The 20,242-nt window shown below is 65.5% G+C and carries 17 protein-coding genes; 7 read left to right on the forward strand and 10 right to left on the reverse strand.

Translation table 11 applies throughout. The annotated features are described in order from the left end of the window. Positions 1-49: 49 nt before the first annotated feature. Together EYR15_RS07420 and EYR15_RS07425 are read right to left on the reverse strand one after the other, a co-directional pair. Positions 50-907 carry an aldo/keto reductase gene (locus EYR15_RS07420; RefSeq protein WP_131002620.1) on the reverse strand — a complete coding sequence of 286 codons (858 nt, stop codon included), beginning with the start codon at positions 905-907 and terminating at the stop codon, positions 50-52. Between the two features lie 17 nt (positions 908-924). Then, on the reverse strand, positions 925-1,908 hold the full coding sequence (locus tag EYR15_RS07425; RefSeq protein ID WP_131002622.1) for an aldo/keto reductase: 984 nt from the start codon (positions 1,906-1,908) through the stop codon (positions 925-927). Between the two features lie 376 nt (positions 1,909-2,284). Here EYR15_RS07425 and paoA point away from each other — a divergent pair, with 376 nt between their 5' ends. From paoA to paoC, 3 genes are read left to right on the forward strand one after another with little or no spacing between them, the layout of a single operon-like run. Next, positions 2,285-2,929 carry an aldehyde dehydrogenase iron-sulfur subunit PaoA gene (gene paoA, locus EYR15_RS07430; RefSeq protein ID WP_131002623.1) on the forward strand — a complete coding sequence of 215 codons (645 nt, stop codon included), beginning with the start codon at positions 2,285-2,287 and terminating at the stop codon, positions 2,927-2,929. Beyond that, positions 2,926-3,876 carry an FAD binding domain-containing protein gene (locus EYR15_RS07435; RefSeq protein ID WP_131002625.1) on the forward strand — a complete coding sequence of 317 codons (951 nt, stop codon included), beginning with the start codon at positions 2,926-2,928 and terminating at the stop codon, positions 3,874-3,876. Before paoA ends, EYR15_RS07435 begins: the two co-directional genes overlap by 4 nt. Before the next feature lie 5 nt (positions 3,877-3,881). Next, positions 3,882-6,086: an aldehyde oxidoreductase molybdenum-binding subunit PaoC gene (gene paoC, locus EYR15_RS07440; RefSeq protein ID WP_131003271.1), complete on the forward strand. Its 2,205-nt coding sequence runs from the start codon at positions 3,882-3,884 to the stop codon at positions 6,084-6,086. A gap of 52 nt (positions 6,087-6,138) precedes the next feature. Here paoC and EYR15_RS07445 read toward each other — a convergent pair whose 3' ends face one another. Next, positions 6,139-7,035, reverse strand: a complete 897-nt coding sequence (locus EYR15_RS07445) for a LysR family transcriptional regulator (protein ID WP_131002626.1) — start codon at positions 7,033-7,035, stop codon at positions 6,139-6,141. Between the two features lie 1,275 nt (positions 7,036-8,310). Here EYR15_RS07445 and EYR15_RS07450 point away from each other — a divergent pair. Both EYR15_RS07450 and EYR15_RS07455 read left to right on the forward strand, forming a co-directional pair. Next, on the forward strand, positions 8,311-9,576 hold the full coding sequence (locus EYR15_RS07450; protein ID WP_131002628.1) for a GIY-YIG nuclease family protein: 1,266 nt from the start codon (positions 8,311-8,313) through the stop codon (positions 9,574-9,576). Further along, entirely contained in the window at positions 9,573-11,510 is a 1,938-nt protein-coding gene (locus tag EYR15_RS07455; RefSeq protein WP_131002630.1) for an AAA family ATPase, read from the forward strand. The genes EYR15_RS07450 and EYR15_RS07455 overlap by 4 nt, the downstream gene beginning before the upstream one ends. A gap of 239 nt (positions 11,511-11,749) precedes the next feature. Here EYR15_RS07455 and EYR15_RS07460 read toward each other — a convergent pair whose 3' ends face one another. The 6 genes from EYR15_RS07460 to infC form a co-directional block, all read right to left on the reverse strand. Continuing rightward, on the reverse strand, positions 11,750-12,751 hold the full coding sequence (locus tag EYR15_RS07460; RefSeq protein ID WP_131002632.1) for a plasmid recombination protein: 1,002 nt from the start codon (positions 12,749-12,751) through the stop codon (positions 11,750-11,752). Positions 12,752-13,598: 847 nt separating this feature from the next. Further along, a complete protein-coding gene (locus EYR15_RS07465) occupies positions 13,599-14,333 on the reverse strand; it encodes a Crp/Fnr family transcriptional regulator (protein WP_245498203.1) in 735 nt (244 codons plus the stop codon). Positions 14,334-14,567: 234 nt separating this feature from the next. Next, complete coding sequence (gene xth, locus EYR15_RS07470; protein WP_131002636.1) at positions 14,568-15,374, reverse strand: exodeoxyribonuclease III; 807 nt, start codon at positions 15,372-15,374, stop codon at positions 14,568-14,570. 12 nt (positions 15,375-15,386) lie between these two features. Next, positions 15,387-16,067: an HAD family hydrolase gene (locus EYR15_RS07475; RefSeq protein ID WP_131002638.1), complete on the reverse strand. Its 681-nt coding sequence runs from the start codon at positions 16,065-16,067 to the stop codon at positions 15,387-15,389. 45 nt (positions 16,068-16,112) lie between these two features. Continuing rightward, entirely contained in the window at positions 16,113-16,679 is a 567-nt protein-coding gene (locus EYR15_RS07480) for an ActR/PrrA/RegA family redox response regulator transcription factor (RefSeq protein WP_131002640.1), read from the reverse strand. Between the two features lie 146 nt (positions 16,680-16,825). After that, complete coding sequence (gene infC / locus EYR15_RS07485; protein WP_205741603.1) at positions 16,826-17,365, reverse strand: translation initiation factor IF-3; 540 nt, start codon at positions 17,363-17,365, stop codon at positions 16,826-16,828. A 165-nt stretch (positions 17,366-17,530) separates the two neighbouring features. On the opposite strand from infC, the gene EYR15_RS07490 reads away from it, so the two are divergent. Next, on the forward strand, positions 17,531-18,028 hold the full coding sequence (locus EYR15_RS07490; protein WP_131003272.1) for a YaiI/YqxD family protein: 498 nt from the start codon (positions 17,531-17,533) through the stop codon (positions 18,026-18,028). Next, positions 18,025-19,089 (forward strand): MBL fold metallo-hydrolase, encoded by a 1,065-nt coding sequence (locus EYR15_RS07495; RefSeq protein WP_131002644.1) that lies wholly within the window; start codon positions 18,025-18,027, stop codon positions 19,087-19,089. The genes EYR15_RS07490 and EYR15_RS07495 overlap by 4 nt, the downstream gene beginning before the upstream one ends. A gap of 108 nt (positions 19,090-19,197) precedes the next feature. Here the strand turns inward: EYR15_RS07495 and cysK are convergent, their stop codons facing one another. Continuing rightward, positions 19,198-20,184 carry a cysteine synthase A gene (gene cysK / locus EYR15_RS07500; RefSeq protein WP_131002646.1) on the reverse strand — a complete coding sequence of 329 codons (987 nt, stop codon included), beginning with the start codon at positions 20,182-20,184 and terminating at the stop codon, positions 19,198-19,200. Positions 20,185-20,242: the final 58 nt, after the last annotated feature.

Here is a 20,242-nt window from a genome sequence, read left to right on the forward strand (position 1 = left end):
CTGCCCTGACCACCACGCGTGTCGATTATCCCAAGTCAGCGACGCTGGACTAAAGCTTCCGCGTGCCGAGCCAGTGCACCATCGCCGGATCGCGGTGGTCGAAAAAGCTGCTGGCGTTCTTGTCCAGCTCACCGATCGTGGCGACGTCATCTGCGTCGAGCTCGAAGTCGAAGATGGCGATGTTCTCGGCCATGCGTTCCCTCCGGATCGACTTCGGGATGGCGACGATGTTGCGCTGGATCAGCCAGCGCAGGACGACCTGGGCAATGGACTTGCCTTGCTTGCGGCCGATGGATTGCAGCACCTCGTTGCTGAACAACCCGTTCTTGCCCTCGGCGAAAGGCCCCCAGGCTTCCGGCTGGACCTTGTAGTCCACGAGCAGCTTCTGCGCGTCGACCTGATGATGGAAGGGATGGATCTCGATCTGGTTGACTGCAGGCGTGACCTCGTTGTGGAGCACGAAGTCCATCAGGCGGTCAGGGTAGAAGTTGCTGACGCCGATGGCGCGGATGCGCCCGGCCTTGTGAAGCTCGGACATCGCGCGCCAGGCGCCGTAGACATCGCCGAACGGCTGATGGATCAGCCAGAGATCGAGATAGTCGAGCTGCAGCTTGTTCAGCGAGCGCTCAAACGCAGACAGAGCGCCCTCATAGCTGGCGTCCTCGATCCAGAGTTTCGTCGTGACGAACAGCTCGCTTCGGTCGACGCCATGGTCGCGGATAGCGGCGCCGACTGCCTGTTCGTTGCCGTAGGACGTCGCGGTGTCGAGCAGACGGTAGCCGACATCGAGCGCGTCGCGAACGCTGCGCTCGCACTCGGCCGGGTCGGGCACCTGAAACACGCCGAAACCGAGGATCGGCATCTCGACGCCATTGTTGAGCGTCACCGCCGGTACGTTGTTGGCCATGATCTTCTCTCGTTCGGTCAGCGGTTGACGAGTTGCTGGTGAGAGGCGCCATAGCGTTCGCCGACGACCTCGATCTCTGCGAGCGCCCCGCGGATGCGGGAAAGGTCGGCCTCGGTCAGGTCGACCGCCACGGCGCCGAGGTTCTCCTCCAAGCGATGCGGCTTGGTGGTGCCGGGGATCGGGACGATCCACGGGCGTTGGGCGAGAAGCCACGCCAGCGCGACCTGAGCAGAGGTCGCGCCCTTCTCGGAGGCCATCGCGGCGACGAGGTTGACGAGCGCTTGGTTGGCCTTCAGAGCCTTCGCCTGGAAGCGCGGGACGGAGGCGCGGAAGTCGGTCTGCGCGAACGTCGTGTCCGGCGTTAGCGTGCCCGTGAGAAAGCCCTTGCCGAGCGGAGCGAAGGGCACAAAGCCGATGCCTAGTTCCTCTAGGGTGGGGAGGATCTCGACCTCAGGTTCGCGCCACCACATCGAGTATTCGCTCTGGAGCGCTGCGACAGGCTGCACCGCATGCGCCCGTCGGATCGACGCGGCCCCAGCCTCCGACATGCCGAATGCGCGGACCTTGCCAGCGGCGATCAGGTCCTTCACGGCGCCGGCGACGTCCTCGATCGGCACATTGGGATCGACGCGATGCTGGTAGAAGAGATCGATATGGTCGGTGCGAAGGCGCTTCAGCGAGGCTTCGGCGACTTCCCGGATCCGCTCGGGCCTGCTGTCGAGGCCCTCCGCAGGCACGCCGTTCCGGAATCCAAACTTGGTCGCGATGACGACCCCTTCGCGGATCGGCTGCAAAGCCTCACCCACGACTTCTTCGTTGACCCTCGGGCCGTAGGCCTCGGCGGTGTCGAAGAACGTCACGCCACGTTCGACGGCCGCGCGGATGAGGGCCACTCCGTCCTTCGTCCCAAGCTTGTCGGCATAGCCGAAGCTGATGCCCATGCAGCCCAGGCCGATCGCCGAGACTTCCAGTCCGCTCGTGCCGAGGGTCCGCTTTTCCATGGCCGCTCTCCAGTCGCCTTGGACGTCCGTCGGACGCCGCTGCGGCAGGAGATAGGCTCATGTCGAAAGCAGGATTAGGTGATCAATCTCGCTATCGGTCATGAGGCTTGCTCATGGACCAAAACGAGGGCGAGGCCAGCGTGGCTGGGGCTGCCGGCTTGGGTAGCGGTAGCAGACGCCCGTATCGCTTGCTATCTTCGCTGAAAAACGAAAGCGTTCATGAGCCGTGCTCATAACGGCGATCAGCTTCTCGCGATTAAACCGAACCGTTCTGACCCTAGACTGTTTCCAAGTTGGAAGGCGGGCTCGCGCCCGCTGCTGGAAATTCTGTAAGCGGGCTCGAAGATGTTCGGCTCCGCATTGACGGGAGCACGATATGGCTGGACCCCGTGACTGGGAGATTTCGCGGCGCGACCTGATGGTCGGCGCCGGGGCGGGGGCGGTTCTTGCCGCCACGCCCAAGCTCGCGGAGGCGGGCGCGTCTCTCGCCTCCGAAACCCGGATGCCGACGCTGGCTTCGGTGTCCTTCACTGTAAATGGGGAGGGCCGCCGCCTCGAGGTCGACACCCGCACGACGCTGCTCGACGCGTTGCGCGAGCGGCTTCAGCTCACCGGCACCAAGAAGGGCTGCGACCACGGCCAGTGCGGCGCCTGCACGGTCATCGTCGACGGCCACCGCATCAACTCGTGCCTGACGCTTGCGGTCATGCACGAGGGCTCGGAGGTCACGACTATCGAGGGCCTCGGTCAGCCGGAGAACCTGCACCCGATGCAGGCCGCCTTCGTGAAGCACGACGGTTTCCAGTGCGGCTACTGCACCCCTGGCCAGATCTGTTCGGCCGTCGCCGTGCTCGACGAGATCAAGGCCGGTATTCCGAGCCATGTCACCGTCGAGCTCGACGGCGAGCTGCTGCCGACCAGTGACGAGATTCGCGAGCGCATGAGCGGCAACATCTGCCGCTGCGGCGCCTACTCCAATATCGTCGACGCCATGGCCGAAGTCGCAGGGAGGCGCGCATGAAGGCCTTTTCGTATGAGCGCGCTAGGACGCCCGCTGAAGCTGCGGCCGCGGCCGCCGAGCACGAGGACGCCAAGTTCATCGCGGGCGGAACGAACCTCCTCGACCTGATGAAGCTCGAGATTGAGACGCCTGCGCACCTGATCGACGTGAACGGGCTTGCGCTCGACACCATCGAGACGACCCCGGAGGGCGGCCTCAAAATCGGCGCGCTGGTCCGCAACACCGACCTAGCGGCGCACAAGCGGGTCCGGAAGGACTATGCGCTGCTGACCCGCGCCCTGATGGCGGGGGCTTCCGGACAGCTCCGCAACAAGGCGACGACCGCAGGAAACCTGCTTCAGCGCACCCGCTGCCCGTACTTCTACGACACCGCGCAGCCCTGCAATAAGCGGAGCCCCGGCTCCGGTTGCGCGGCGATCGGCGGGTTCTCGCGCCAGCTTGGGTTGGTCGGCGTCTCGGACGCCTGCATCGCGACCCATCCAAGCGACATGGGCGTAGCCATGCGCGCGCTCGATGCCGTGGTCGAGACCGTGAAGCCTGACGGCGAGACCCGGACGATCCCGGTTGCGGAGTTCCATCGCCTTCCCGGCGACACGCCGCACGTCGAGAACGCGCTGGAGAAGGGGGAGTTAATCACCGCGATGACGCTTCCGGCGCCCGTCGGCGGCAAGCACGTCTACCGCAAAGTGCGCGACCGCGCGTCCTACGCCTTCGCGCTCATCTCGGTCGGGGCGGTCGTCCAACCGGACGGCACGGGCCGTGTCGCGATCGGTGGCGTCGCGCCGAAGCCGTGGCGCGTTGAGGCGGCCGAGGCCGACATGAAGCGCGGCGCGAAGGCCGTCGCCGACGGCCTGTTCGCCAACGCCCGACCCACCCACCACAACGAGTTCAAGCGGACGCTCGCTGAGCGGACGCTCGGCTCTGTCCTCACGGAGGCGCGAGGCTGATGCCGATGAAGTTCAACGAGCCCGCAGGCGCAAACCCGATCGACCGCCAGAAGGTCATCGGCAAGCCGTTCGACCGGATTGAAGGTCCGCTCAAGGTCACGGGCCGCGCGCCTTACGCCTATGAGCGCCACGACGCTGTCGAGAACCCCGCGGTCGGCTTCGTGGTCGGCGCAGGGATCGCGAAGGGGCGCATCAAGAGCATCGACGTGACGGCCGCCAGGAAGGCGCCTGGGGTCCTCGCCGTGGTGACTGCCGAGACCGCAGGAAAGCTCGGCCTCGGCAAATACAACATCGCCAAACTCCTCGGCGGCCCGGAGATTGACCATTACCATCAGGCGATCGCAGTCGTGGTCGCCGAGAGCTTCGAGCAGGCGCGCGCCGCAGCCGGCCTCCTGCGCGTCGATTATGCGGCGGAGAAGGGCGTGTTCGACCTGCGCGGGACGAAGGACACGTCGGTGAAGCCGAAGCCATCCGGCGGCGACGAGCCGGATTCCGCCAAAGGCGATTTCGCGGGGGCGTTCGAGGCCGCGGCGGTCAAGCTCGACGAGACCTACACGACCCCGGACCACGCCCACGCGATGATGGAGCCGCACGCTTCGATGGCGTCGTGGGACGGCAACAAGGTCACGGTCTGGACCTCGAACCAGATGATCGACTGGGGCGTCTCGGACCTAGCCAAGACGCTCGGCCTGCCGAAGGAGAACGTCCGGCTGGTCTCGCCGTATGTCGGCGGCGGTTTTGGCGGGAAGCTGTTCCTACGGGCGGATGCGGTGCTGGCCGCGCTCGGCGCGAAGGCCGCGGGCCGCCCCGTCAAGGTCGCGCTGCCGCGTCCGCTCGTGTTCAACAACACCACCCATCGGCCCGCCACCGTGCAGCGCGTGCGGATCGGCGCCGGGCGCGACGGCAAGATCACCGCGATCGGGCACGAGACTTGGTCCGGCAATCTTCCGAACGGCAAGCCGGAGAACGCCATCGACCAGACCCGGCTGCTCTATGCCGGGGCGAACCGAATGACGGCGACGCGGCTCGCTCTGCTCAACTTGCCGGAGGGCAACGCCATGCGCGCCCCGGGCGAGGCGCCCGGCCTGATGGCGCTCGAGATTGCCATGGACGAGATGGCTGGCAAGCTCGGCATGGACCCGGTCGAGTTCCGGATCCTGAACGACACACAGGTCGATCCCGAGAACCCGGAGCGGAAGTTCTCCCAGCGGCGTCTGTCGGAATGCTTCCGGATCGGTTCCGGCCGCTTCGGCTGGTCGGCGCGAAAGCAGCCCGGCGAAACGCGCGACGGACGCTGGCTCGTCGGAATGGGCGTCGCGACGGCGTTCCGCGGCAACCTCGTGATGAAGTCGGCGGCTCGCGCGCGGCTCGCGGCGGACGGCCGGATCACGGTCGAGACCGACATGACCGACATCGGGACAGGCACCTACACGATCATCGCCCAGACCACCGCCGAGATGCTCGGCGTGCCGCTGACCCAGATCGACGTGAAGCTCGGTGACAGCGCGTTCCCCGTCTCCGCCGGCTCCGGCGGGCAGTGGGGAGCGAACTCGGCGACGTCGGGCGTTTACGCTTGCTGCGTGAAGCTTAGGGAGGCGATCGCGCGCCAGGCCGGCCTCGATCCACTCAAGGCCGACTTCGCTGACGGTCAGGTGACCGCCGATGGCAAGAGCGTTGCACTCGCGGGCGTAGCCAACGCCCGGGACATCGTGGTCGAGGACGGCATCGAGTTCGGCGACCTGGACAAGCGCTATGCCCAGTCGACCTTCGGGGCGCACTTCGTCGAAATCGGCGTCGACCATGCCACGGGAGAGTCCCGCATCCGCCGCATGCTCGCGGTCTGCGCTGCGGGCCGCATCCTCAATCCGAAGTCCGCGCGAAGTCAGGTCATCGGCGCGATGACGATGGGCGCGGGCGCAGCGCTGATGGAGGAACTCGCGGTCGACAAGGAGCGCGGCTTCTTCGTGAACCACGACCTCGCAGGATACGAGGTCCCGGTCCATGCCGACATCCCTCACCAAGAGGTCGTGTTCCTCGACGAGACTGATCCGTACTCCTCCCCGATGAAGGCGAAGGGAGTCGGTGAGCTTGGGATCTGCGGTGTGGCGGCCGCGGTCGCGAACGCCATCTACAATGCAACGGGCGTCAGGGTCCGCGACTACCCGATTACGCTCGACAAGCTCCTCTCGGCAATGCCCGAGGTGGGATGAGGATCGCGCCGAGGGATGCCGGACAAATACCAGGGCTGGTGGCGGACGGCCCTCAGCCTCGGTAGCGGAGCGCTTCCACCACCAGGGCGAAGGCCGAGGAGTGATGGCGGCGACTCGGATAGTAGAGGTGGTAGCCCGGAAACGGGTCGCACCAGTCCTCGAGCACCCGCACCAGCCGTCCGGCCGCGACGTGTTCGGTCACCAGGTCTTCCGGCATGTAGGATAGGCCGAGGCCGCATAGCGCCGCGTCCAGCCTCTGAGCCATCGAATTGAAGGTGAGCTGACCTTCGACGCGCACACGGACCTCGCGCCCGTCTTTTTCAAACTCCCAGGCGAACAGACCGCCATAAGTCGGCAGGCGCAGGTTGACGCACCGGTGGTCGGTCAGATCCTGCGGTGTCACCGGACGGCTATGCGCCTCGACGTAAGCGGGCGATCCGACGACGGCCATGCGCATGTCAGGCCCGATCCTGACCGCAACCATGTCCTTGGCGACCTGCTCGCCGAGACGGACGCCGGCGTCGTAGCGCTCCGCCACGATGTCCACGAGACCAAGGTCGGTCACGATCTCGACGTTGACGTCCGGGTAGTCCGGCAGCAGGCGGGCGAGCGTCGGCCACAGCACGGTCGTCACGGCGTGCTCCCCGGCCGTGATCCGGATAGTGCCCGCAGGCCTGTCGCGCCAGTCGCTGAGCGCCGCAAGCTCCGCGTCGATCTCGTCGAACCGCGGGCCGATCGCATGAAGGAGACGTTCCCCGGCCTCCGTCGGCGACACGCTGCGAGTTGTCCGCGTTAGGAGCCGGATCCCGAGTTTCTCCTCAAGTCCCCGGATCGTATGGCTGAGGGCGGACTGCGAGACGCCGATCTTCGCCGCTGCACGCGTGAAGCTGCGCTCCCGGGCGACCGCTACGAAGGCGATCACATCTCGTATGTCGCCTCGGGAATTCATGAAACAGCCTCATAGGCGTATGTGCGATTGTTGGTGTAGTCCGGGTCGGCTTCTACAGCTACCCTCCTGAGCGACAAGCAAAGCCGTGTCGAGAGAGGCGACGAGGACGACACTGGCTGCGGCAGCCTCCATGCTCCTCCTAATGGCTGTGCCCTGCGTCCGACAAAGCTACGCGTCACTCCCTTGCGGGCCGGTTCCGAAGCCTCGAAGGCCGGCCCCCGCGGCCAACTTCACGGGTGCGGTGCGCGTAGACCAACGCTTCAAGGGCACTGGCGGGGCATCTCAGCCTCCTTTTCGCGCCGCACTAGGCGTTCATCCGCGTTGACGTCGCGCCGCTCAGTGTCGCGCTTCTCGTCAGTGACAGCAGACGTTGGACGCTGAGATCGATGGCATAGAGCGCAGATTGGCTGGGCCCCCTGAGATGTCTATTTTTGGCCTAAGCTTTGATGCCCGCTGTTGGCGCCAAGCGGCGGATGGGGCTTGGTACCCATCTTACGTGCGGCCAAATTCGTCGCGATCGCTGCTATAGATGCGCGATTGCCGGAGATGTCCCAGCAAAGCAGGAGCTAATTGTGACAGAGCGATTTGAACGGCATCGGCAACCCTAGACAATTGAGCAACCGGAGAAGCTCAAGTGGCTCGCTAACAAGGGCGTGGCGCAGGCCGGCGCGACAAGGGTCGTCGGGATGGAGTGCAACCCGGGAAATGGCTTGCAGGCGCGCGTTTCGCATGACCGCTAAGTCAGTTCTTGTCACGAACTGTCGCCACCGCCCTCTTCCCGCTGTTAACCAAACACACAGCTTCAGGTTGACGCTAGAGACGCGGCATCTGACCGTGCTCTTGACGTCATATGACGTCTTCTCAGATTCGCCTCGACGGTCTTCAGCCTCTGCTTGGGGCGGACGCCGACAGCTGGTTGCACAGCCGCCGACGTCCTGACCACGACCAGCGAGTCCTGCGGTAACAGGACCACCGACCATGGCTATCGCCAGTTACGGCTGCTTTGCGGCCGATCTCAACCCTCCTTCAACTGAACCCACCGGCTATCCGCCTACGCACCGCGTCGCGCGAACGTCGCCTCCGTTGGGACGCACGCGTTCGGCTTCCGCCGCAACGCTCGCCCTCCTCTAGGGCCCTAGACCGCTCACGCCTTTAAAGGCTCTGGATAGCGCCATCACTTCTTTGACTGGCGACATTCCGTCTTGCGCGCCTTGCGGTCTTACCGGCCCGTCCCGGTTTCAGCACTGCGCCCTTTGCGGCGCGGAAGGATCTCCCATGTCCATTTCGATCTCCGGACCCGGTCCGGAACTGCCCCCGCTTGTCCCGGCCGTTGTCACTCTGCCGGCACCCCTGGGGCGGGCAACTATCACCGTGCTAACCGGCACGCCGCTCCCGATCGACCAGGCCGACGGGATTGGCCAGCCGGGCGCCTACATCCTCCTCCTTGATCGCCCGAACGAACGGCCCGCCGCCTATGTCGGCATGAGCGGCGCAATCGCCGACCGTCTCCTCGGCCATGAGCGCCTGAGGTCAAACTCTGGAACGTTCCAGGTCATCTGCATCACCTCAGATGCGGACGATCTCGACCGGTCCGACGCTCGGGTGCTCGAGCGCCTGATCCATTCAGCGCTCACGCTGTGCGCTGACGTCGAGCTTCTGAATGATGAGCCGCCGTTCCACGGACGCCGGCCCGGTGACCGCTACGCCCAGTTGCGCGTGTTTACGGGGGACGCTCTCTGCCGCTTGGCCGAGAGCAACCTGATCCCTTTCAACAGCCCCAAGATGCATCTCCTCGCGGGACCGGAGCTCGCCTTTACCGCCCTGCCCGAGCCCGTCGATCCGATGGCGCTCGTGGGCGCGGTCCGGCGGCGATACGTGAAGCGCGAGGTCACCGCCGAGGCCCTCTTCCTGACCAACGGCTTGGCTATCCTGAAGTCAGGATCTCACATCCGGGCGTTCGAGGCCCCGTCCCTGCATGGCGGCATCTCGGCGTTGCGGCATGAGGCGGTTTTCAGCGGAACCGTGGCGCCCGACGCCGATGGCGTGTTGACGCTCACCTGCGATCTGACGTTCGGCACCTGGAACAGCATGGCGTTGTTCGTCTCGGCTTCATCGAGCGGCCAAGTTCAGCTCTGGCGTGTCACCGAGCCAACGCCGCCGGAAGCGGTCGCGCGGCCTCAGCTTGATCGCGACGAGGATCTGCTTTCGCTGTGGCGTCGCGTGCCGGCGCCTGAGGGGCACGTAACTTTGGCCGACGCGCTGCAAAGCATCCTGGCCAAGGTCACTCCGATCGGCGCGGCTGACTGGCGCAAGGCTGAGAGCGGCGATCTCGCCAGCGCGGTCCGGTTCGCCGTCGAGGCGACCAACGCCGCTCGTCCGGGTCCGGCTACCCGGGTCGTCGACATCGCGATGTCGGCGGTTTTTCTCTGTGCCGTACGAGGTAAGCTGGGAGCGTCCGACGTGCTGGACAGCCTCATGTACAGGCTCGCCTTGCAGGGCGTGGCGATTGAGGCCCCCGTAGTGCTTGGAGCCCGGCTGTGAGCCGCGCGCCCAAGAAGCAGCTGTCCGGCCTGACAGCCGACACCGACGAGGACGCTGAATTCTTCGCCACGGCAGACGATGGGGACGCCGGGGCGCTGTCTTTTCGGCTGACGCCGAAGCAGGCCATTGCGAAGGCTGCTCTCGAACGCGCGCTCCCAAACAACATTCTTCGCGCCGCCCAACGCGGAGAACCAGTCGTGGTGCTCATCGACACGGCGAACGTCGCCTGGACACACGAGCTGGCCGTCGCCGCTCTTAAATTGAGGCCAAAACCTCAGGTCGTGTCCCCCGTCAAGCCGCCGACCCGGTACGAGCCCGCCGAGGCGCCGACGATCCTCAGACCGACGTTTGCGATCACGAGCGACCGCGGCTGGCTTGCCCCGGCCCTAGTTGCGGCCGCGGATGTCAGTGTGCGTGTGACGCTCACGCCGCAGGTCGTCGAGGCGGCCCTGAAGCTGGCGACCGGGCGCAAGGCTCGCGTGGAGCCCCTCGACATCGTCGGGCTCGACGTCCTCGACGTCGCCTCAGCAATACGGCCTGGCGAAAGTGCGGCAAAGGCCGTCCGCCGCATGAAGGAGGCCGTTCAAAGCCGGACCATCGGCGCGACCAAGGACGATGTGCCTCTGCTTCGCGACCTCGTCGGGTACGGCGCGGCTCTCGCGACCATCCAGTCTATCGCTGATGATGTCGAGCAGGTGGTTGCCGGCGGCCTCGACGCCAAGGCGCTGCCGAGTCTGTTGATCTTCGGCAAACCAGGCGTGGGCAAGACGCTGGTCGCCCGCAGCTTTGCGAAGACGGTTGGCTTACCGCTTATTCTTACGTCAGTGGCCGATTGGTTTGCGAGTTCAAACGGCCACCTCGGAGACGTCGTAGTCGCGGCTCAGAGGGCATTCGATCGCGCTGTTGCTTCAAGTCCGTCAATCCTGTTCGTCGACGAGCTCGATGCTTTGCCGGATCGGTCGGCGATGGACGCCCGGTCACGCGACTGGTGGCTGCCGGTGGTGACCGGCGTATTGATGATGATCGACAGGACGCGGGGGAGCGGAGTGGTGCTGATTGGCGCCACCAACTATCGAGATCGTCTTGATGACGCGATACGCCGGCCGGGTCGTTTTGATCGGCATGTGGAGGTCACGGCGCCGCAGACCGTCGGGGAACTCTCAGCTGTTCTGCGCCACCATCTCCGCGGCGCGCTGGAGAATGAAAATCTTACGGGCGCCGCCCGGCTGGGCGTCGGAGCCACTGGCGCACAGGCCGAAGATTGGGTCCGGCAGGCGAAGGAAATGGCTCGGCGCGAGGACCGCCCCCTCGCCCTTGCCGACCTCGCCATGGCAATTGCGCCGCGGGACCCACGTTGCGAAGGCGTGCGTCGCGCGGTCGCGATCCATGAGGCCGGGCATGCAGTCGTCGGACGAACCCTCGGCCAGACGATCGTGTCGGTGAGCATCATCGAAAGTGGCGCGGCCAATGGCGCCACCAACTTCGTGCCGTCACCGTCGATCCTCGATCGGAAAGGACTGGAACGTCAGGTTGTCATAGGACTCGGCGGCCGGGCCGCAGATGAGCTGTTGTCCGGAGGACCATCCAGTGGCGCTCAGGACGACCTGCGGAAGGTGACCCAGCTCGCCGCAGCCATCCACGCAAGTTTCGGACTTGGCGCCACGCTCGCGAGCCGCACGTCGTACTCGGCTGCCGGCGACCTGGTCGCGTTCGACGCGTCTCTCCGACGCCTGGTCGAGGCAGACCTCGCGCGGCTGATGAAGACCGCGCGGGAGATCGTGCAGCGTCATCGATCGGAGATCGAGGCGCTGGCGGCATGGCTTGTGGTTCATCGGTTCGGAACGGGCGCGGACGTTGAAGCGCTGCTTGCAGGCTCAACGTCTATGTCGAGCGGGCGACCTCCATCGCCTTGCCCCATCTCTAGCAGTTCCTGATGGGTGCCCACCAACCTTCTAGAACCTGAACCCACGAAGCGCATGTCATACGTTCGCTCGACGGTGATGGTTGCGGGCAGATCGACGTCGCCTTGATCTGTTGATTCCCGTTTGTCGTTCATCGTGCGGAGCCCGAGCTAGTTGCAACGCCGGTTGGAGAGGGCGGCGCCTCTAGTGATCGCGGACAGCTGCCGCTACTTCAAGGGAGCGCCAGCCATCTCCTCGCGTCCGGCCAGAGGCTACCTCGCCGAGCATGCGGCGGGTGCGTTTAACTCGCCCGGCCCGATATCTGGAAGTAGGCCGGCTGCCCTCAACATCGCCCCCGCTTTGGCGATGCGCCGAGCGTCCAAAGCCGCGCGCTTGTCGGCCTCGTCAAGTCGCTGTTGCAACTTCCGCCGCTCGGCGTGGAAAATGAGCTGCAGCGCTTCAGTGTCGCTCGTCCGGCACAGTTCCTCCTTCAGCAACAGCAGCTGGCTGTGAAGCTTCTTCTTGGTCTCGACCACGCTCCGCTCAGCGGCCAGTCGTGCCGCCTCCGCAACCGCGTTAGCCTGGTTTTGGACGCGGCGCTTCTCCATCTGCCACCAGCGTGAGGTCCGCATGCGCTTAGGTCCGAAACGCTCATGTCCAAAGGACGCTCCTACGGCAGCTTGATAGTCATCAAGCCACCTGCTCATGGCGAAGCAATAGACGCGGCCCTGTTCACTTTTATCGGTCACGCCGACCTGCGCCCTGCGGCCCCGGTGCACGCGATCAAGCCGGAGCCGCCCTTCCTCAAGAGGTGGCTGCACGTAGAAGTGGACATGCGGATAGGCTTCATCGAGATGCTCAACAACCGAAACGAGCGCGTCTCCAAACTCGCGGGCTAACCAGACCAGGTTTTCCTTGAGCCAAGCGGTGTAGAGCGGGTCGATGACCTCAGCCTTATCGCCGTGCCGCCTCACGACCTTTCCAGCCTCAACCGGATAAGAGACAACCCCTGCATACATGACAATGTCGATGGACCGGATCCTGCGGCTAGCAGCGTTGCGAGCGCGGCTCGCCTGCTCCACCGCAAATTCGGCTGCCTGAGTCGGCGTGATGCCCAGTAAGATCTGAGGCGGGAGAGGGCTGGCCACATGGGCGCAAAACCCGGGGCGGCGTTCGGCCTCGGCCACGACGCCATCAAGCGCCGGCTTCGGGCGCTTGCCTACGAGCGGCTTCCGCCCGTAGCCTTCAATGTGGAAAAAACTGCACTCTGTCATCTGCTGATCCTTGTTGGATCCGACCTTCAGAGCAGACGATGCATACGACACGTGGATTGTAGAACTCGCCCGATCACGGTTTCGTGATCATCATCCTAGTCGGTTCATAGGATGACGTGAGCACCCACGTAACTGACCAAGTTTGTTGGACGCTCGTTCGCATTGATAGCCCGCTCAGCTCTGCCGGCTCTAGACAGCACCACAGGCTTCTCTCCTGCGCTATGACCAAGCAAGTCCACAGATGGCTTGGACGGACCGCCCGGTAGAATGTCGATCGGCACCATGATCAGTGCATCGCCAAGTGCCGGCTTCATCGACGGCGCTGGACACGCCTTCCTCGCCTTTGCATGACGCCCAGAGCGCATGGAGATCGTGAGGCGAAGATGATGACCAAGCTGCTAGGGGGTTCTCAATCGGCCGCCGCATTTACGAAAGCATTTGTAAGGGGTCCACAGTGGTGGTACACAGAACGAGAAACTGGCGACGCGGATCGTTGATCTTCTAAGGAGTTCGGGTGGTGGGTGAGAGTCCCACCCTCTCCGCCATTCACCCCCTTTAACTGAGGTGCCGCTGTCGAGAGATCAGCGGCCTTTCGCTTCGTGTCGGTCCGGCAACCGTCTGCTTAACTGAGAGCGCAACGGGTGGCGCACTTCGTTTATCGGGACGTTCCTCCGCAGCCGGTTGCCGCGAAGTCCTCGAAGGACCCGCGGCGTTCGACAGGCACGATGCGGATCGGCAGCGGGTCGGCTTAAAATCTTCGAGAAGCGTCTGCAGCTGCCCGTCGCGAAGAACTTCGCGGGTCTGTTCTTGATGAGTGGTAAGCGATTGGGCCGATCTTGGGGGAGGATCAGTCCCTCTCGCTGAAGACGATCTCGTTCAGCCGCTCCGGCTTCGAGATGCGGATGCCGCGCGCGTCGACGGTGACCAAGCCTTCGTTGTGGAACCGCCTGAGCATCATCGTCACCCATTGGCGGGTCGAGCCCACCATCGCGGCGATCTGGTCGTGGGTGATCTTCCGGCTGATCACGATCGCCCTGCCCTCGCGGACGCCGTAGAGATCTCCGACGTTGAGAAGGAACTGCGCCAGGCGCTCGATCACCGAGCGGGTGCCGAGCATCTGCGCCATCGCCGAATAGCACCGGCCTTTCGCGGCGAGCCCCTCGATGAGGCAGACCGCGAAGCTCGGAACCTGGGTGATCAGCGCGAGCAGGGCCGATCCCGACAAGCTCAGGATACGGCAATCGTCCAGCGCCACGCCCGACCAGACATGGGTTCCTCCCCCTGTCATGCTCGGACCGCCGATGAAATGGCCCGGCGTCCAATAAGCGAGCGTGATCTCGCGACCTGACGGCGCGCCGTAGAACACTCGGACACGGCCGCGTTCGATGATGAAGATGCCGTCGTGCCGCTCGCCCTGCGTGAAGACCGGCTCGCCCGCCGGGACCTCCATTGCCCGGCCGCAGGAACGCACCAGGGACAGCTCCTCAGCGTTCAGCCCGTCCAGGAAGTGCGCTCCGTCATCGAGGCCGTCGACCGTCTCGCTCAGGAACAGGGCGGTCGATCCCGGGAGAACCTGCGCCACGGGCGGAGCCACGATGCGTTCGGGCAAGCGTTTCGGTCGCGCGTTCTCGTCGCGTCTCGAAGAGGTCAGCATCATCGTCTCCCGTGCGGAATGCGCGCTCTCCGACGAGACAGCAGGCGGGAAAAGTTAGACACACTCCAGCTTGGCGCACAACGATCCACGATCGACGCGAGTGCAATTACAATTAGTACCTACGTGTTTTGTTATATGAGGCGTAACGCCGCGAGCGCGTCTTCACGGTTTGGACGCCTTCGAGCGACGCGATCCGGCGCGGCCGAGCTCAACCCATGCCGGCGCGTGGTCGCTCGCCTTCTCCTGGGCCCGAACGGCGCGGTCGACGCCGGCCGCGCGCAATCGGGCGGCGAGCGTCGGATTGAGCAGGATGTGATCGAGTCGGAGCCCGGCGTCGCGACCCCAGGCGTTCCGAAAGTAGTCCCAGAACGTATAGAGCCGTTCCTCGGGATGGAGCGTCCGCAGCGCGTCGGACCAACCTGATGCGGTGAGCTCCTCGAAGACGACGCGCGCCTCCCGGCGGAACAGCGCGTCGTCGGTCCAGCGCTCGGGTTTGTAGACGTCGAGCTCGGTGGGGATGATGTTGTAGTCGCCGACGAGAGCGACGGGCGCATCGAGCGCCAGCAATTCGGCCGCATGCGCCTTCAGGCGGGCGAACCAGCGCAGCTTGTAGTCGAACTTCGGGCCGGGCGCGGGATTGCCGTTCGGCGCATAGAGGCAGCCGATCAGCACCCCGTTTACGGCCGCCTCGATGTAGCGCGACTGCACGTCCTCGGGCTCGCCGGGCAGACCGCGCCGCGTCTCGACCGGGTCTGCGCCGCGGGCGAGGATCGCGACGCCGTTCCAGCTCTTCTGGCCCTGCCATACGGCGCCGTAACCAGCCTCCCTAAACGCGCTTTCGGGGAAGCGTTCCTGCGGCGCCTTCAGCTCCTGCAGGCAGACGACGTCCGGTTCAGCCTCGGCGAGCCATCTCAGCAGCAAAGGCAGCCGGCCGTTGACGCCGTTGATGTTGAAGGTCGCGATCTTCACGGGGGCGGCCGCTCAGCCCGCCTTTCGCACCGCCGCGGCGAGCTCTGAAGGATCGCGGTAGATCTGGACGGCCCCGGCCTCGCGCAGCGTCGCCTCGTCGAAGCCCCCGCACAGCAGGCCGATCGTCCTGACGCCGGCCTTCCCAGCCGCTTCCGCGTCGTAGGGGCTATCGCCGACGACGATCGTCCGCGCCGCAGGGACGCCGGTCTTCTCGATTGCGACTGAGAAGATGTCAGGATGCGGCTTCGTGCGCTCGGCGTCTTCCGAAGTGACTTCGACGAGGTCGAGATCGTCGATCCCGGCGGCCTTCTTGTAGACCTCGAGCTCCTCGCCCTTGGCGGAGGAGCCGAGGGCTACGACGACGCCGCGGGCGAGCAGCGCGTCGAACAGCTCCCTGACGCCCGGAAAGCCGCGCACTTTCGGGAGGTAGTCGCGCTTGATCAGGTCGGAGCGGAACGCTTCGAGCTGCTCGCCCTCGCGGTCGACTTCGTCGGCGCTCAGGAACACGGGCAGGAGCTGGTCGCCGCCTTTACCGATCTGGCTGCGGATGGCGTCGAAGGCGACGTCGCGCCCGAATTCAGCGAAGGCGCGGCGCCAGGCTTCGGCGTGGAAGTCGACGGTGTCGACGAGCGTGCCGTCGACGTCGAAGATGACGGCGTCGGCGTCGAGGAGAGCGGGTTTCTGGATGTTCATCCAGATCAACCGACGGGCGCGCTCAAAGTTGCGCGGGCGCGTCGATCAGCGAGGCGCGCGCTTGGCGAGAATGCGCTGGAGGGTCCGGCGGTGCATGTTGAGCCGGCGGGCGGTCTCGGAGACGTTGCGGCCGCAGAGCTCGTAGACGCGCTGGATGTGCTCCCACCGCACGCGGTCCGCCGACATCGGATTCTCCGGCGGCTCCGGCTTGTGGTCGCCGGCGACCAGCGCGTTATGGATTTCGTCGGCATCGGCGGGTTTGGCAAGGTAATCGACCGCGCCGAGCTTCACGGCGGTAACGGCCGTCGCGATGTTGCCGTAGCCGGTGAGGACGACGCCGCGCGCATCCGGGCGGCGCGTCTTCAAGGCCTGGATGACGTCGAGGCCCGAGCCGTCGCCAAGCCGCATATCAACCACCGCAAAGGCGGGCGGGGCGCGGTCGACGCTCTCGATGCCGTCCCGCACCGTTTCTGCAACAGTAACGGAATAGCCACGCGCCTCCATCGCGCGCCCGAGGCGTTGCACGAACGCGCGGTCGTCATCAACGATGAGAAGGGTCATTTCGCCCGTCGGAACGAAACCGTCTGGCGCTTGGCCAGCGTCGATCGTCATGTGCATCAAAAGCTCCGCCAAGACGGCGTCGGGACGTCAGCCGCCGCCCGCGACCAATCGATGCACTATACCCTTGGATGAGACCGAGCAAGGGAAGCGCCGGCGGGGCGGCGGTTTCCTGCAAAGTTGGTGAACGGCGCGCCCCGTCAGCGCGGCGCAAGCACCATCGTCATCTGCCGTCCTTCGAGTGACGGGTCGCTCTCGACCTTGGCTTCCTCCGCGACTTCCTCGCGGACCTTGACGAGAAGCTTCAGCCCAAGATCCTGATGCGCCATCTCGCGACCGCGGAAGCGCATGGTCACCTTGACCTTGTCGCCCTCCTCGAAGAACCGGCGCATCGCGCGCATCTTCACGTCGTAGTCGTGATCATCGATGTTCGGGCGCATCTTGATCTCTTTGACTTCGACGATCTTCTGGTTTTTGCGAGCCTCGGCGGCCTTCTTCTGGTTCTGATACTTGTACTTGCCGTAATCGAGCAGCTTACAAACGGGCGGGACCGAATTCGGAGCGATCTCCACGAGATCGAGCCCCGCATCCTCCGCGGCTTGCAGCGCGTCGTTGATCTTGGTCGGGCCGAGATTGGCTCCCTCGGCGTCGATGAGCTGAACTTCGAGGACGCGGATCTCCTTGTTGACGCGGGGACCGTCCTTCTGGGCGGGCGCGACGGGCCTCATGGGTCGACGAATGGCTTCAGTCTCCTCTAGACGACAAAGGGGTCGTTCAAAACGCGAAAAACCCCGTGGCGGAACGCACGAGGGCAACGCGGACGGCGCATCGGCCGCTTGGCGTCCAAGATCGTAACAAACCGCTGGGAAGTCAATGTGGGCGAGCTTATCTCAGCCTGCGCGCCGATGGAGACCGCAGGTTTGAGCGAAGGCCGGATAACCCCGACCCTATACGTCGACGGCGACGCCTGTCCCGTGAAGGATGAGGTCTACCGCGTCGCGGAGCGCCACGATCTCGACGTCGTCGTGGTCGCCAACCGCTTCATGGTCACCCCGCGCGGCGGCCGCGTGCGCCTGCAGCTTGTGCCGGAAGGTCCGGACGTCGCCGACGACTGGATCGCCGAGGCTATCCGGCCGCATGACGTCGCGATCACGGCGGATATTCCGCTCGCCGCGCGCTGCCTCGCCAAGGGCGCGGCGGCGATCGGCACGACCGGGCGGCCGTTCACGTCAGCCTCGATCGGAAGCGCGCTCGCCTCTCGCGAGCTGATGAGCCACTTGAGAGAAATCGGCGAGATCACGGGCGGCCCCAAATCCTTCCGCCCGGCCGATCGCTCGCGCTTCCTTCAGGAGCTTGAGCACGCCATCCAGCGCGCGAAGCGCAGCTTAGGAACGTCTGCATGACCCGCCGCAAGCTGCTGCTGGCGCTGCTCGCCCTTCCCGCCGCCGGAGCCGGCTGGTTCAGCTGGAGCCGTAACCGCAACCCCTATTATTCCGGGCCGCCGACCGATCATTTCGATGGCCTGCGCTTCTTCAATCCCGATCACAAATGGGCGAAGACGCCGATCGAGACGATCCGCGCGATCTGGCTCGGCGACAGGGTCGAATGGCCGGAGAGCTGGCCGAGCCCGTTCTGGGCCGCCAAGCCGCCTGCCCGCGTCGAGGGCTCCGCCTTGCGCGTCACGGCCGTCGGCCACGCCACGCACCTCATCCAGGCAGCGGGGCTCAACATCCTGACCGACCCGGTCTGGTCGGAGCGCGCCTCGCCCGTCGGCTTTGCCGGCCCGAGACGCGTGGTCGCGCCGGGGATCGCGTTCGACGACCTGCCGAAGATCGACGTCGTCCTGCTGTCGCACAACCATTACGACCATCTCGACCTCGACACGCTGGCGCGGATCGAGAAGCGCGATCGGCCCCGGGTGATCGTCCCGCTTGGCAACAACGCCATCATCAAAGCGAACGACCCTTCCAGCGCGGCCGAGGCTTATGATTGGGGCGCCGTCGTGCCCCTTGAGGACGGCGTGACGGCCACGCTCGCCCCGGCCTATCACTGGTCGGCGCGCAGCGTGACCGACCGGCGCAAGGCGCTCTGGTGCGCCTACGCGCTCGATTTCGGCGCCGCCGGCAGGGTCTATTTCGGGGGCGACAGCGGGTTCGGCCCCGGGACGATCTTCCGCGCCGCCGGCGAAAAGCTCGGTCCCTTCCGGCTCGCCATCATCCCGATCGGCGCCTACGAGCCGCGCTGGTTCATGGGCGACCAGCATATGAACCCGGCCGAGGCGGTGGAGGCGTTCAAGCTGCTGAACGCGGAGGCCGCGATCGGATGCCACTGGGGCGTCTTCCGGCTGACGGCGGAGGCAATCGACGCGCCCGCGAAGGATTTAGCGACCGCGCTCGACAAAGCAGCGATCGCCCCGGAACGGTTTCGAGCCCTAAGGCCTGGAGAGGTCTGGGAAGCGGCGTGAATTGAGCGTCATCCCGGCCGGAGCGCAAGCGAACCGGGATCGTCCTTAGAACAGAGCTCACGATCCCGGATCAACGCTTGCGAGCCGTCCGGGATGACGAGGCCGCGATCAGAGCCCTTCGAACAGGGCCGTCGACAGATAGCGTTCGGCGAAGCTCGGGATGATCACCACGATCGTCTTGCCGGCCGCTTCCGGACGCGCGGCGATCTCCAGCGCCGCGGCCACGGCGGCCCCCGACGAGATGCCGACCGGCACGCCTTCGAGACGGGCGACAAGCCGCGCGGTCTCGAACGACGTCTGGTTGCCGACGGTGACGACTTCGTCGATCGCGGACCGGTCGAGCACGCCCGGCACGAAGCCGGCGCCGATGCCCTGGATCTTGTGCGGGCCGGGCTGCCCGCCGGAGAGCACGGGCGAATCCTCGGGCTCGACCGCCACGATCTTCACGCCCGGCTTGCGCGACTTCAGCACGTGCCCGACGCCGGTGATGGTGCCGCCCGTGCCGACGCCCGCCACGAAATAGTCGACCGCGCCGTCAGTGTCGTTCCAGATCTCCTCCGCGGTCGTGCGGCGGTGGATCTCGGGGTTCGCCGGGTTCTCGAACTGCTGCGGGATGACCGCGTTCGGAATCTCCTGCACGAGCTCCTGCGCGCGGGCGACCGCGCCCTTCATGCCCTTCGGCCCTTCGGTCAGCACCAGTTCGGCGCCGAGCAGCGCAAGCATCTTTCGGCGCTCGATCGACATGGTCTCGGGCATCACGAGGATCAGGCGGTAACCGCGCGCCGCGGCCACGAAGGCCAGCGCGATGCCGGTGTTGCCGGAGGTCGGCTCGATCAGGACGCTGTCTGGCTTGATGACGCCGTCGCGCTCCAGCGCGTCGATCATCGCGACGCCGATACGGTCCTTCACGCTCGAGATCGGATTGAAGAATTCGAGCTTGGCCAGGATGGTGGCCTTGACGCCCTTGTGCGCGGCTAGGCGGTCGAGCCGAACCAGCGGCGTGTCGCCGATCGTATCGGTAATGGAATCGTAGATCCTTCTGCGGCCCGGCGCGCGGGCCGACTCTTCCGCGGTCTTGAGAGCGGGCTGGCTCATCTCGGTTCTCCCTGTCGTCCGATCGCAATCTGGACGGCGCTGTTTCCCTCTTGGCGGG

It is taken from the genome of Hansschlegelia quercus (genome assembly GCF_004310425.1).
In the GTDB taxonomy this organism is placed as follows: Bacteria; Pseudomonadota; Alphaproteobacteria; order Rhizobiales; family Methylopilaceae; genus Methylopila; species Methylopila quercus.